We start from the raw sequence: 12,975 nt of genomic DNA, 5'->3' as shown, positions 1-12,975 counted from the left end.
GGGTGTCAAACACGGTGTCCAGCGAGCAGGGTTCGCGCGGGCTGATGGCCTTGAGTTTTTCCATCAGGGCGCAAAAAGCGCGTTCGCTGTCGGTGGTACCGACGGACTGGTAGTTGCCGCCAAGAGCCGGAAAGTAATTGATCAGGTCGCCGTTGTGGGCAAACAGCCAGTGGCGGCCCCAGAGCTCACGGGTGAACGGATGGCAGTTCTCCAGGCGCTGCGGATCGCCCTGCGTCGCCTTGCGGATATGGGACACGACATTGCAGGACTTGATGGCGTAGCTTTTGAGCAGCTCGGCCACGGGTGAGGTGGCGGCCGGCTGGCTGTCCATAAAAATGCGGCAGGCCTTGTCTTCAAAAAAGCCGATGCCGAAGCCGTCGCCATGATGGTCCGTCAGACCGCCGCGTGCGGCAAAACCCGTGAATGAAAAGCGAAGGTCTGCGGGTTTGGCAGCATTCATTCCGAGGAGTTGGCACATTCCTCTAGTGTCCCAGAATCTTGGAGAGGAAATCCTTCGCCCGGTCGGTCTGCGGGTGATTGAAGAAGTCCGTGGGCGTGTTCTGTTCAACAATCTGGCCTTGGTCCATGAAGATCACGCGGTCGGCCGCTGCCTTGGCAAAGCCCATTTCATGCGTCACGCACAGCATGGTCATCCCCTGTTCGGCCAGCGAGATCATCACGTCCAGCACTTCCTTGATCATCTCGGGGTCCAGCGCGGATGTCGGCTCGTCAAACAGCATGATTTTCGGCGTGAGGCACAACGCGCGCGCTATCGCAACGCGCTGCTGCTGGCCACCCGACAGCTGCAGGGGATACTTTTGTGCCTGCTCCGCGATGCGCACCCGCTCGAGCTGGTGCATGGCCCGCTCGGTCGCTTCTTTTTTGGACAGGCCCGCCACCCAGGTTGGCGACAGCGTCAGGTTTTCAAGCACGGTCAGGTGCGGAAACAGGTTGAACTGCTGGAACACCATACCGACCTGCCGGCGCACGGCATCGATCGCCTTGATGTCATCACCGAGCACGGAGCCGGCCACGGTGAGCTTGCCTTCCTGGTAGTCCTCCAGCGCGTTGATGCAGCGGATCATCGTGGATTTGCCCGAACCGGAGGGCCCGCAAATCACCAGGCGCTCGCCTTGCTGCACGTCCAGCTGCAGGTCGCGCAGCACATGGAAATTGTTGCCATACCATTTGTTGACTTTGTCAAAGCGGATGATGGGATCACTCATGTTGGTCCTTGTTTTTTTGTCAACGGGCCTTGCCCACAGCCAGCCGCCGCTCTATCCAGAGGCTGTAGCGGGACATGGCGAAGCAGCAGGTGAAGTAAATCGCGGCGATAAAGAGGTAAGCCTCAATCTTGAACGGCCGCCAGTTCGGATCGGACCCGACCGCCAGCGAAAGGGCCCCGGTGAGTTCATACAGCGACACGATGGTCACAAGGGAGGTGTCCTTGAACAGCGAGATGAAGTTGTTCATGATGCTGGGCACCACGGCGCCCAGCGCCTGCGGCAGGACAATCTTGACCTGCGTCTGCCAGTAACCCAGGCCCAGGCTGGCGGCCGCTTCGGTCTGGCCCTTGGAGAGGGACTGCAAACCACCCCGGACGATTTCCGCCATATAGGCCGCGGCAAACAGCGTGATGCCGACGATCACCCGGATCAGCACGTCGGGCGATTTGCCGATGGGCATGAACAGCGGAAACATGAAGCTGGCCATGAACAGCACGGAGATCAGCGGCACGCCACGAATCAGCTCGACGTAGATGACGCACAGGGTCTTGATGGCGGGCATGTTGGAGCGCCGCCCCAGCGCCACCGCCACCGCAATCGGGAAGGCGATCGTCATGGAGATGACCGTCAGCATGACGGTCAGCGGCAGGCCGCCCCACTGGTCGGTGGACACTTTGGAGAGCCCGAACATGCCGCCGCTCATGAGCGTGAAGAACGCCGTCAGGACCACGACCCAGATCAATCCCAGCCAGGGTTTCCAGAACCAGCGGCTGCAGCTTGCAACCACCAGGCCCAGCAGCAAAAAGGTTGCCAGCTCCGGCCGCCAGTGCTCCGTCAGGGGGTAGCGGCCCAACAGGATGATGCGGGCTTTTTCGTTGATCACGCCCCAGCATGCGCCCATGCCGCGTGCGGCCTGGCAGGCATCCGCGTCGGCGGCGGTCACGGCATTGAACACCGCCCAGCGGAGGGCCGACGATGCGGCCCACAGCAACAGGGCGATAACCCCGACCGACACAAGCGCATTGCCGACGCTGGAAAACAGGTTGTTGCGCAGCCAGGGGCCCGGGCCCTCCATCTTGATGGGGGCCGGGCGGGGCGCGACGGGAACAAAGGTCTGGTTCATGTCAGCGTTCCTTGATGGCGGCGCGGCTGTTGAACCAGTTCATCAGCGCCGAGGTGGCCAGCGATGTGGTGAGGTAGATCAGCATGATGATGGCAATGCATTCGACGGCGCGGCCGGTCTGGTTGAGCGAGGTGTTGGCAATCGACACAAGGTCGGGGTAGCCCACGGCAACGGCCAATGACGAATTTTTGGTGAGGTTCAGGTACTGGTTGGTCAGCGGCGGGATGATGACCCTCAGCGCCTGGGGCAGCACCACCAGGCGCATGGAGTGGCCGCGTGAGAGCCCCAGCGACGCGCTCGCCTCGTGCTGGCCCAGTGAGACTGAGGCAATGCCGGCGCGGACCACCTCCGCCACAAAGGCCGAGGTGTAAAGCACCAGCCCGAGCAGCACCGCCAGGTATTCAGGCGACAGCGCGCCGCCACCCTCCACTTGGGTTTCCGTCAGCTTCGGCAGGTTCCATTCGGAAGGCGCACCACCGGCCAGCCAGCCCAGGAGCGCACCGGCCGCGACCAGTCCCAGCACCACCCACAACACGGGACGCGCATGGCCGGTCTGGTCAAAGTGGCGGCGTGCCCGGCGCGCATAAACAAACCCCGCCACACCACCGGCCGCCATGCCGACGAGGGCCAGCGTCTGCCCGAGGTGCCACACCGGAAAGGGATAAGACAGGCCGTTCTTGCTGATATACACCAGGCTGCCGATATGCAGGGCCTGGTCAATGGCCGGCAGGTATTCCGTGAACAGCAGGTACCACATCAGCAGCTGCAGCAGCACCGGGATGTTGCGGAACATCTCGATGTAGCCGTAGCACAGGCCGCGGATCAGGGCGTTTCGCGAAAAGCGTCCCACGCCCAGCAGGGTTCCCAGCACGGACGTGAGCACAATGCCCACCACGGCCACGCGAAGGGTGTTCACCAGCCCCACGAGGAAGGCTTTCCAGTAGGGATCGATCGAGTCGTAATTCAGCCAGCCTTCCCCAATGTCAAAACCGGCGGGCTGAAACAGAAAATCAAAGCCGCTCTGGATACCGCGCGTCTTCATGTTGCTCATGGTGTTGCTCACGAGCAGCCACACGAGGAAGACGATCAGGCTGACGGCCAGGATCTGGTAAACAACGGCGCGCGCCTGCTTGCTGCGCCAGGAAAAAACTCTGCGCCGCAGCGCCGGCGCCGGCCGTGCGGGAATCAGGGAATGCTCGGACATAAGGCGGTTACCCAAGTAAAACGGGCCGCTCGTCAACGGATGGTTGCGAGCGGCCCGTTGCGTTCAGCGCATCGGAAGGAGTCGTTCAGCGCACCGGCATGGCGTACATCTGGCCGCCTTTATTCCATTGGTTGTTTTGGCCGCGCGGCAGTGCCAGGGGCGTTTTGGGGCCGACGTTGCGGTCGAAGATTTCACCGTAGTTGCCGACGGCCTTGACGGCGCGAACCAGCCATTCCTTGTCCAGGCCCAGCAGCTTGCCGGTGTCTTCGCCACTACCGGTCAGGCGCATGACCACCGGGTCTTTGCTTTCCTTGGTCATGGCATCGACATTGGCCTGGGTCACGCCATATTCTTCCGCTTCGATGAGGCCGTAGATCACCCATTTGRCAATGGCGAACCATTCATCGTCACCGCGGCGCACCATGGGGCCCAGCGGCTCCTTGGAGATCAGCTCCGGCAGGATCAGGTGGTCGGCCGGTACTTTGGCTTCCTTGTTGCGCACCGAGGCCAGGCCGGATGCATCCGTGGTGTAGGCTTGGCAACGGCCGGAGAAGTAGGCGGCGTTGACGGCTTCCTGCTTTTCAAACACGACGGGCTTCATGTTGAGGTTGTTGGCCTTGGAGAAGTCCGTCAGGTTTTTTTCCGTGGTGGTTCCGGACTGCACGCAGACGGTGGCGTTTTTCAGCTGCTTGGCGCTTTTGATCTTGCTTTTCACCGGGACCATGAAGCCCTGGCCGTCGTAGTAGGTGACGGCGGTCATGTGCAGGCCCAGAGAGGCGTCGCGCGTCAGCGAGAACGTGGTGTTGCGCGACAGGACATCGACCTCGCCGGACTGCAGGGCGGTAAAGCGCTGCTGGGCGTTCAGGGGAACCCACTTGATCTTGCTGGCGTCGCCCAGCACGCTGGCGGCGACGGCTTTGCAGACGTCCACGTCAAGCCCGGTCCAGGCGCCGTTGCTGTCGGCAGAGGAAAACCCGGCCAGCCCGACGTTCACGCCGCAGATGACCTGACCCCGTGCCTTGATGGCGTCCAGTGTCTTGCCGGCATGGGCAGGTGCCATGGCCGCAACAGTGAGGCCGGCCGCTGCAAGGGCGACAAGTCCATGTTTCTTTACGAGTTTGATCACGGGGATTCTCCAGTCAATAAGTAGGTCGACATCAGCACGAACCATGCCAATGGCGGATGCTAGCCCAACTATGGCGGGTACCTCTCAGGGCAAGCCCTTACGAGGCCAAGACAAACCACGGCGAAAGATGCATAACCTTATGCGGGAATACGGCTGACAGGGAACCCCAATCATCCCCGGCACAATGGCCTTCTGACAGTTTGCTTGCGCCGGTGGTACCGCAGCCAGGCAAGTTCCGGGTGAGTCCATTGGTACGAATCTTGCGCCGCATTTCCGCAAGGGCTGAATTTTCTGCTCCGGCTTTTGTCGGGTTCTGATGGACTTGCCGCGGACTTCATCCCCCAAACCCGAGCGGTCTCCGTTGGAGCCTGCGGCCGGGGGAGGGGTTTCACGTCTTGATGCATGTTACGAAAGCTCAATAACAATGGCTTTTCTTGAAGACTTGCGGGTGGCGCAGGAAGGCGTCCTGTCCCTGGGCTTCTGGGCATTGCAGGTGTACCGGCTGGGGCACCTGCGCTACCGGTTTCAGTCCAGGTTGGTGCGTTATCCGCTGGGTGCCGTGCACCTGGTGCTGGCCAAACTGGCTGAAATGTTTTGCGGCGTCACGATAGGTGTCTCGGCCCAAATTGGGCGGCGCCTGGTGATTGAGCATTCCGGTGCGATTGTGGTGCATGGCCGCGCCGTGATCGGGGACGACTGCATCATCCGCCAGGGCGTCACCATCGGCAACCAGCGTATCGACAGGCCGCTCGAGGCGCCGCACATCGGCAACCGCGTCAATATCGGCGCCGGCGCGAAGATCCTGGGGGCTGTACGGATCGGGGACGACGTCGACATTGGTGCCAATGCCGTGGTGATCACGGACGTCCCCGCCGGAGCCCTTGCCGTGGGTGTGCCGGCCCGCATTATTTTGAGGAGCCGTGACGATGCTTCCTGAAGCCAGCGAAACGCCTTGCACGGTCAGCATCGTCATCAAGGCCCTGAACGAAGAAAAGCGCATTGTGGCCGCGGTAGAAAGTGCGCTGGCGGCCGTCCGGATGGTCGGTGGCGAGGTCGTGCTCGCCGATTCCTGCTCCAGCGACCGCACCGTAGCGCTGGCGTCTGCCTATCCCATCCGCATCGTGCAGCTGGCACGCGCCGATGAACGTTGCTGCGGCATCGGTCCGCAGCTGGGGTACCAGCATTCGGCGGGCGAATTTGTGTACATCCTGGATGGCGACATGGAAATGCTGCCCGGGTTTTTGCCGCAGGCGCTGGCCTTCATGCAGGCGCACCCCGACGTGGCCGGCGTGGGAGGGCAGGTTGTTGAGTTGAACACCAGCAGCCTGGAATATGTGGCGCGTGTGGAGCGGGGTCTGGGCCATATGCAGGCAGGCATGGTGGACCGGCTGGACATGGGCGGCCTGTACCGCAGGGCCGCGGTGGAGCAGGCCGGGTATTTTTCAGACCGCAACCTGCACAGCTATGAAGAGTTCGACCTGGCGATGCGCCTGCATGCCAGGGGCTGGAAACTGTGGCGCCTGGGCACCGATTCCGTGCGGCACCATGGCCACGATGCGCCTCCCTATCAGTTGCTGGTGCGGCGCTGGCGCAGCCGCTACATCTGCGGCCTGGGCGAAGTGCTGCGCGCGGCCTGGGGCGAGTCGCACCTGGGGCTGGTGCTCACGCGGGTGCGCGAATTGCGCCTGTATGCTGCCGTACTGATGTGGTGGRCAGTGTTGCTCGCTGTTCTGGTGGTTCCCATGCCGTGGACAGCGCGCATCGGGGCCTTCTCCTGCATTGCAGCGGCACCTCTCCTGTTGATGACATGGCGAAAGCGCAGCGCCACCAAGGCTGTGTTCTCGGTCGTGTCGTGGTGCTTTAACGCCGCTGGCCTGGTACGCGGGTTGTTGACACCGCAGCGCCCTGCGCGGGCCGCCATAGACAGCGTCGAAATCCGCAATACGTCTGGCGCAGCTTAAGCAGCCGGGCGGCCGGCACCGCACGGGAATCGGCCATCGGCTTGCAAGGGCCTAGTCCGCCCCGGCGCAGACGCGCAGCACCTCTGCCCCGTAGGCCTCAAGTTTTTTGACGCCGATACCACTGATGCCCTCGAGGTCGGAAATGCCTTGCGGCGCGCGTTCTGCAATGGCTCGCAAGGTTGCATCATGAAAGATCACGAAGGCGGGCAGATTGTGTTCGCGGGCGACTTCGGCGCGCCAGGCCTTCAGGCGGGCCAGACGCTCCAGCGCGCCGGCATTGAGCGAGGCTTCGGCCATGCCTTTGGCGGAGGTCTTGGTGCCTTTTTTGGAGCTGCCTTTGCGCCGTTCACTGGCGCCGGCCGACTGCTCGCGCAGCATCACGCTGACTTCGCCCTTGAGCACCTGGCGTGCATCAGGCAACAGCTGCAACGTGTTGAACGCATCGGGGTCGACCCGCACCATGCCCTTGGCGATCAATTGGCGTAACACGCCACGCCACTGCACTTCGGACAGGTCGGCGCCAATGCCGAAGGTGCTGAGCTTGTCGTGGCCGTACTGCAATACTTTTTCGGTCGCCTTGCCGCGCAGGATGTCCATCAGGTGGCCTGCGCCAAAGCTGATGCCGCTGGCCTGCTGCACGCGGTAGATGCAGCTGAGCATCTTGCGCGCGGCTTCGGTCGCGTCCCATACCACCGGCGGCTGCAGGCAGTTGTCGCAGTTACCGCAAGGCTGACTGTCTTCGCCGAAGTAATGCAGCAGGCTGACACGCCGGCAACGCGTGTCTTCAGCCAGCGTCAACAAGGCATCTAGCTTGCCGCGCATGACCTGCTTGAACTCTTCGCTGGCGGCTTCGCTGGTGTCTATCATGCGGCGCTGGTTCACCACGTCCTGCAGGCCGTACGTCATCCAGGCATTGGCCGGGAGGCCGTCGCGGCCGGCGCGGCCTGTTTCCTGGTAGTAGCCTTCGATGTTTTTCGGCATGTCCAGGTGGGCGACAAAACGCACGTCGGGTTTGTCAATGCCCATGCCGAAGGCAATCGTCGCGACCATCACCGTGCCTTCCTCGCGCAGGAAGCGGTCTTGCCGCTGTTGGCGCAGGGCACTGTCCAGACCCGCGTGGTAGGCCATGGCCTTGAGACCGGCATCCTGCAGGGCTTCGGCAATTTCCTCCACGCGTTTGCGTGACTGGCAATACACAATGCCGGCTTCTCCGGCGTGTTCGCTTTCAATGAATCGCAGCAGTTGGCGCGTGGCGTCGGTTTTTTCGACGATGGTGTAGCGGATGTTCGGCCGGTCAAAGCTGCTGACGAATGCGCGTGCGTCTTCCAGCTTGAGCCGCTCAATCATGTCCTGCCGTGTCAGCGCATCCGCGGTCGCCGTCAGGGCAATACGCGGCACGTTCGGGAAGGTTTCGTGCAACAGGCTCAAGGACCGGTATTCGGGCCGGAAGTCATGACCCCACTGGCTCACGCAATGCGCTTCGTCAATCGCAAACAGGCTGAGCAGGCCGCGTTCATGCAGGGAGCCGAGCAGGCCTTTCATGCGCGGGGTGTTGATGCGCTCGGGCGCGGCATAAAGCAGCGTCAGTTCATTGCGCAGCAATTGCTTTTCAAGCTGGCTGCTTTCTTCAAAGCTTTGCGTCGAGTTTAAAAATGCGGCGGACACGCCGGCCTCATGCAGGGCGCCCACCTGGTCATGCATCAGCGCAATCAGCGGCGAGATCACCACCGTGACCCCGTGGCCGGCGTTTTGCCGCACGATGGCCGGGATCTGGTAGCACAGTGATTTGCCTCCGCCGGTGGGCATTAGCACCAGGGCATCGCCGCCGCGAACCACATGGTCCACGATGGCCTCCTGCGGCCCGCGGAAGCTGTCATAGCCAAAAACCCGGCTGAGCACGTCCAGGGGTGTCGGCAAAGGCGCAGAAATGGGCAATGAAGACAAGGTTTTAAGCCGGAAAATCGAAACGATGAAGAGGGGTGCTATGAAAATAGTAGCTGCTTGCGCTGGTGGAATAAAGCTGCGAGCCTGTTTAATGCATAAATAGCAGTAAAAAACCGGCTACATCTGCTCCCAGGGCAAGCCATCAAACCGCCAGCCCGAGAGCGTGGAGCGTTGGAACTGTTCGTCGAGCTCACCTTCAAAGCCATGCACCACATGCTGCACATCAGAAAAACCGGCCGCTTCCAGTGCCTTGCCGGCGTCCAGCGTGCGCTTGCCGGATCGGCAAATCAGCAGCACCGGCTGCGCCTTGCCGGCAGCTTCGCGCGCCACGGCGTCGGCGAACTTTTGCGGGTCCGGCTGCAGGTCGGGGTATTCGTACCACGGCACGTTGACCACGCCTGGGGGGCGGCCGACGTACAGCGACTCGATCTCCATGCGCACGTCCACAAACAGTGCGTCAGGATGTGCCTGCAGCCAGGACCAGGCTTCTTTGGGTTGAAAGTTTTTCATGTTCAGGGCAATACCCCTATTGTGGCTGATGGCGCCCCCACGGTCGCTCACTGCGTGTAGCTCCCTGCCCCCAAGGGGGCGCTGCGCCTGCGGCCCGGCAAAGCCGGTTCCGCGGCCCTTGCTGGTTGAAGAGAACCCGTCGAAGTCTGCTGAAAAAGCTGCCGCGCCTTAAAATCGGAGCATGAAGCCAATCATCTACACACGCGGGCAGCAGCTGCCGGCCATCCTGGAACAACGTATCGCCATCCTTGACGGTGCGATGGGCACAATGATCCAGCGCTTCAAGCTCAACGAGGCCCAGTACCGGGGCGAACGCTTCAGGAATTTTCACAAAGACGTGAAGGGCAACAACGAGTTGCTGAGCCTGACGCGCCCCGACGTGATCCAGGACATCCATGAGGGCTACCTGGCTGCGGGCGCCGACATGATTGAAACCAACACCTTCGGCGCGACTACCGTGGCGCAGGCCGACTACGACATGGCCGACCTGGCCGTCGAGATGAATTACGAGTCGGCCCGCATCGCCCGTGCCGCCTGCGACAAGTATTCGACGCCCGACAAGCCGCGTTTTGTCGTCGGCGCCCTTGGCCCTACGCCCAAGACGGCGAGCATCAGCCCCGACGTGAACGACCCGGGCGCGCGCAACACCAGTTTCGAGGAGTTGCGCAAGGCGTACTACGAACAGACCGAGGCACTGGTCAAGGGCGGCAGCGACGTACTGCTGGTCGAGACCATCTTCGACACGCTCAATGCCAAGGCGGCGCTGTTTGCCATTGACGAATACTTCGACAACTCCGGCGAGCGCCTGCCCCTGATCATCAGCGGCACCGTGACCGACGCTTCGGGCCGCATCCTGAGCGGGCAAACCGTGACGGCCTTCTGGCACAGCGTGCGCCATGCCGCACCACTGGCAGTCGGCCTCAACTGCGCACTGGGCGCCACCCTGATGCGCCCCTACATCCAGGAGCTGGCCCGCGTGGCCGGAGACACCTTCATCAGCTGCTACCCCAATGCCGGCCTGCCCAACCCCATGAGCGACACCGGCTTTGACGAAACGCCCGACGTAACGTCCCGCCTGCTGCGCGAGTTCGCCGAGGAAGGCCTTGTCAACATCGTGGGCGGTTGCTGCGGCACCACGCCGGATCACATAGGTGCCATCGCCCACGCGGTCGCCCCGGTCGCCAGCCGCTCCTTGCAGCGTGGCGCCTTCTACAAAGAGGCCGCCTGAGGGCAGCGCTGCCCTGCATCACTTCCGGGTGATGCCGTCGGCTGGCCGAAAAAGCCGGTTCCCTGATGCACGTGTACTTAATAAGTATGCATATGAGATGACGTGCCCGGCGATGTCCCGAAAAGTCATATTTCGCGGCTATAGTCAGGCCCTTTTGCCGAACCCTGTTTTCATTCTCCGGCGCTGCGCCCTGCAGCGTTGATGGTTCGGCAAAACAACGCAACACAACACAACCAAGGAAATCATGAAGGTGGGTTTATTCATCAAGGCCGCAGCGGCATTCACGTTGGCGATGACGGCTTTCGCAGGCCATGCACAACTGTCGCCCCAAAAACCGGTGACGATCGTCGTGCCCTATCCAGCCGGYGGCCCGCTGGACAACGCTGCGCGCATCCTGGCCGAGAAGCTGCGTCCCCTGCTCAAAACCGAAGTCACGGTTGACAACCGGCCGGGGTCCGGCGGAAACGTGGGTGCGRCCCTCGTCGCCAAGGCGCCTGCAGACGGCCATACGCTGGTGATGGGGGCGGTGGCCACACATGCCATCAACCCGTGGCTCTACCCGAACATGCCCTATGACGCATTGAAGGACTTCACGCCCATCACGTTGGTGGCCCGTGTGCCGAACGTGCTGGTCATGAATGCCGAAACAGCCAGGCGGCTGAAAATCAAGGACACCAAGGACTTGATTGCCTACGCACGCAAGAATCCCGGCCGGCTGAACTATGCCTCCGGCGGCAATGGAAGCGCCGGCCACCTCGCGGGCGAGCTGTTCAAAAGCCTGGCCAAGATCAGCGTGGTGCACCTGCCTTCCAGCGGCTCGGCGCAGGCGCAGGCTGGCCTGCTGTCGGGCCAGACCGACCTGATGTTCGACAACCTGGCCTCTGCCAGCGCCAACATCAAGTCGGGCAAGCTGGTCGCTTTTGGCGTGACCACCATCAACCGCTCCAGCAGCTTTACGGAAATTCCGACCATCAACGACGTATTGCCCGGCTTTCACATCAGCACCTGGTTCGGCATCTTTGGCCCGGCCAACCTTCCCAAAGCTACGGCAGACCAGCTTCAGCGGGCATTCGCCGACGCGCTCAACACGCCCGACACCGCGGAAAAGTTTGCACGCATGAGCGCGACCCCCAGCCCCATGAGCTCTGCCGACTTTGCCTACATGGTGATGAAAGAGCATGCCGACTATGGACGCCTGATCAAGGTCGCCAAAATCAAGCTCGACTAAGTCGAAGGGGGCGGCCAGCCTGGCGCCTTCCCCGCTTTTCTGCCAGACGGAAATCAGCCCGGCATCAGCCGGTCGATTTCCTGCTGCATGGCTTGTACCAGCTGGCTGTACATCTTGAGTTTTTCGCTGGTGTCGCGCAGCCGTTCGGCGATGCGCAGTGAAACGGCAAACATCAGTTTGGCCGCAGTCACCGGTTGCTCTTCCCCCATTTTTTCAAGCGCTGCGCGCGACAGCACGGCGCAGCTCACGTCGCTGCTGGCAGTGCATGACGCCAGCCGCGCCTGGCCGTCGACCAGGCCCATCTCGCCGATCAGGCTGCCGGGGCCCAGCACCGTGATGGTGACCGGCGTGCGGCGGCTGACCACAATGCTTTCGACCGTGACTTCGCCTTCGAGCAGCAGCACCATATAACCGGTATCGCTCTTGTCCCCTTCGCGGATGAAGGTCGTTCCCTCGGAAATCCTGCGCGGCGTCATATAGCTGACGACGGTGAAAGCCTCTTCGGGCGTGAGCTGCATCAGGGCGGTTGGTGCAATCAGCAGCCTGGCGGCAAGCTCGGCCGTGCTGGAGCCTTCAATGGCCCGCATGCGGTCTTTGGGACGCATGGACTCGGGCGCATCGGGCGTTCCCTTCTGTTTTCTGCCGAACAGGTTTTCAAACATGGTGGCTCCGGCTATCCCCTGGACTTTTGTTGGTATCTCTTGCCATTGGCGCAAGGATATGGCGCGGGCGGCGTTCAGCCCTTAAAATGATGGTAACCCAAGGAGCGTTGCAGCGAACACAAGCGTTCGTCAGGCTTGGGTTACAGGCGGCGGCTTCCGGCGGCCCCTGCAGCAACGACGCTCACCTTTGCCTCAAGGTGAGTCCGTGTCTGAAACTGAATCTTTACCCAATGTCCCCCCCATGAAGCTGTCCGGCCTGGAGCCGGTCGCCATCGGCGCGGGCACGCTGTTCGTCAATATTGGCGAGCGTACCAACGTCACCGGCTCCAAGGCCTTCGCCCGCATGATCCTCAACGGTGAATACGAGCAGGCGCTGGCCGTGGCCCGCCAGCAGGTCGAAAACGGCGCGCAGATCATCGACATCAACATGGATGAAGCCATGCTCGACAGCCAGGCCGCCATGGTGCGTTTCCTGAACCTGATCGCCAGTGAGCCCGACATCGCCCGCGTGCCCATCATGATCGACAGCTCCAAGTGGAGCGTCATCGAAGCCGGCCTGCGCTGCATTCAGGGCAAGGGCATCGTCAACTCGATCTCGATGAAAGAGGGGCTGGAGCCCTTCAAGCAGCAGGCCAGACTGCTCAAGCGCTATGGCGCGGCGGCAGTGGTGATGGCTTTTGATGAAAAAGGCCAGGCCGACACCTATGAGCGCAAAGTCGAAATCTGCGAGCGCGCCTACCGCGTGCTGGTCGATGAGCTGGAC

At 62.1% G+C, this 12,975-nt stretch carries 13 protein-coding genes and 1 riboswitch; of the genes, 5 read left to right on the top strand and 8 right to left on the bottom strand.

All coding sequences use genetic code 11. The annotated features are described in order from the left end of the window. The 5 genes from AC1D1X_RS05070 to AC1D1X_RS05050 all read right to left on the bottom strand — a co-directional run. On the bottom strand, window positions 1-478 hold a 478-nt coding region (locus tag AC1D1X_RS05070; protein WP_477697922.1), incomplete at its 3' end, for a class II glutamine amidotransferase. Between the two features lie 4 nt (window positions 479-482). Then, window positions 483-1,226 carry an amino acid ABC transporter ATP-binding protein gene (locus AC1D1X_RS05065; protein ID WP_457281767.1) on the bottom strand — a complete coding sequence of 248 codons (744 nt, stop codon included), beginning with the start codon at window positions 1,224-1,226 and terminating at the stop codon, window positions 483-485. A 19-nt stretch (window positions 1,227-1,245) separates the two neighbouring features. Then, the gene (locus AC1D1X_RS05060) at window positions 1,246-2,349 is read right to left on the bottom strand and encodes an amino acid ABC transporter permease (protein WP_477670311.1); all 1,104 of its coding nucleotides are present in this window, start codon (window positions 2,347-2,349) and stop codon (window positions 1,246-1,248) included. 1 nt (window position 2,350) lies between these two features. Beyond that, a complete protein-coding gene (locus tag AC1D1X_RS05055; RefSeq protein ID WP_477670310.1) occupies window positions 2,351-3,553 on the bottom strand; it encodes an amino acid ABC transporter permease in 1,203 nt (400 codons plus the stop codon). 85 nt (window positions 3,554-3,638) lie between these two features. Further along, complete coding sequence (locus AC1D1X_RS05050) at window positions 3,639-4,613, bottom strand: amino acid ABC transporter substrate-binding protein (RefSeq protein WP_477697924.1); 975 nt, start codon at window positions 4,611-4,613, stop codon at window positions 3,639-3,641. 490 nt (window positions 4,614-5,103) lie between these two features. On the opposite strand from AC1D1X_RS05050, the gene AC1D1X_RS05045 reads away from it, so the two are divergent. After that, window positions 5,104-5,616 (top strand): serine O-acetyltransferase, encoded by a 513-nt coding sequence (locus AC1D1X_RS05045; RefSeq protein ID WP_457281764.1) that lies wholly within the window; start codon window positions 5,104-5,106, stop codon window positions 5,614-5,616. Then, the gene (locus tag AC1D1X_RS05040; protein WP_477697923.1) at window positions 5,606-6,640 is read left to right on the top strand and encodes a glycosyltransferase family 2 protein; all 1,035 of its coding nucleotides are present in this window, start codon (window positions 5,606-5,608) and stop codon (window positions 6,638-6,640) included. The genes AC1D1X_RS05045 and AC1D1X_RS05040 overlap by 11 nt, the downstream gene beginning before the upstream one ends. Before the next feature lie 51 nt (window positions 6,641-6,691). Here AC1D1X_RS05040 and recQ read toward each other — a convergent pair whose 3' ends face one another. Both recQ and AC1D1X_RS05030 read right to left on the bottom strand, forming a co-directional pair. Next, the gene (recQ, locus tag AC1D1X_RS05035) at window positions 6,692-8,584 is read right to left on the bottom strand and encodes a DNA helicase RecQ (protein WP_477670308.1); all 1,893 of its coding nucleotides are present in this window, start codon (window positions 8,582-8,584) and stop codon (window positions 6,692-6,694) included. Window positions 8,585-8,701: 117 nt separating this feature from the next. Then, a complete protein-coding gene (locus AC1D1X_RS05030) occupies window positions 8,702-9,094 on the bottom strand; it encodes a rhodanese-like domain-containing protein (RefSeq protein ID WP_477670307.1) in 393 nt (130 codons plus the stop codon). Window positions 9,095-9,275: 181 nt separating this feature from the next. Between AC1D1X_RS05030 and AC1D1X_RS05025 the strand changes: the two genes are divergently transcribed. Both AC1D1X_RS05025 and AC1D1X_RS05020 read left to right on the top strand, forming a co-directional pair. Beyond that, complete coding sequence (locus AC1D1X_RS05025; RefSeq protein ID WP_477670306.1) at window positions 9,276-10,322, top strand: homocysteine S-methyltransferase family protein; 1,047 nt, start codon at window positions 9,276-9,278, stop codon at window positions 10,320-10,322. Window positions 10,323-10,566: 244 nt separating this feature from the next. Further along, window positions 10,567-11,550: a Bug family tripartite tricarboxylate transporter substrate binding protein gene (locus tag AC1D1X_RS05020; protein WP_477697921.1), complete on the top strand. Its 984-nt coding sequence runs from the start codon at window positions 10,567-10,569 to the stop codon at window positions 11,548-11,550. Window positions 11,551-11,603: 53 nt separating this feature from the next. Here AC1D1X_RS05020 and AC1D1X_RS05015 read toward each other — a convergent pair whose 3' ends face one another. Next, window positions 11,604-12,212 carry a Crp/Fnr family transcriptional regulator gene (locus AC1D1X_RS05015; protein ID WP_477670305.1) on the bottom strand — a complete coding sequence of 203 codons (609 nt, stop codon included), beginning with the start codon at window positions 12,210-12,212 and terminating at the stop codon, window positions 11,604-11,606. A 93-nt stretch (window positions 12,213-12,305) separates the two neighbouring features. Next, window positions 12,306-12,402, top strand: a riboswitch (S-adenosyl-L-homocysteine riboswitch). Between the two features lie 51 nt (window positions 12,403-12,453). Here AC1D1X_RS05015 and AC1D1X_RS05010 point away from each other — a divergent pair. Then, on the top strand, window positions 12,454-12,975 hold a 522-nt coding region (locus AC1D1X_RS05010), incomplete at its 3' end, for a dihydropteroate synthase (RefSeq protein WP_477697920.1).

The organism is Polaromonas sp. P1_G4, assembly GCF_056405475.1.
This window is presented reverse-complemented; position numbering and strand designations above follow the sequence as displayed.

Excerpts from the sequence above, each read along its gene's own strand:
- AC1D1X_RS05065 (WP_457281767.1), bottom strand. The coding sequence starts at position 1,226 with ATGAGTGATCCCATCATCCGCTTTGACAAAGTCAACAAATGGTATGGC.
- AC1D1X_RS05060 (WP_477670311.1), bottom strand. The coding sequence starts at position 2,349 with ATGAACCAGACCTTTGTTCCCGTCGCGCCCCGCCCGGCCCCCATCAAG.
- AC1D1X_RS05055 (WP_477670310.1), bottom strand. The coding sequence starts at position 3,553 with ATGTCCGAGCATTCCCTGATTCCCGCACGGCCGGCGCCGGCGCTGCGG.
- AC1D1X_RS05045 (WP_457281764.1), top strand. The coding sequence starts at position 5,104 with ATGGCTTTTCTTGAAGACTTGCGGGTGGCGCAGGAAGGCGTCCTGTCC.
- AC1D1X_RS05030 (WP_477670307.1), bottom strand. The coding sequence starts at position 9,094 with ATGAAAAACTTTCAACCCAAAGAAGCCTGGTCCTGGCTGCAGGCACAT.
- AC1D1X_RS05025 (WP_477670306.1), top strand. The coding sequence starts at position 9,276 with ATGAAGCCAATCATCTACACACGCGGGCAGCAGCTGCCGGCCATCCTG.
- AC1D1X_RS05015 (WP_477670305.1), bottom strand. The coding sequence starts at position 12,212 with ATGTTTGAAAACCTGTTCGGCAGAAAACAGAAGGGAACGCCCGATGCG.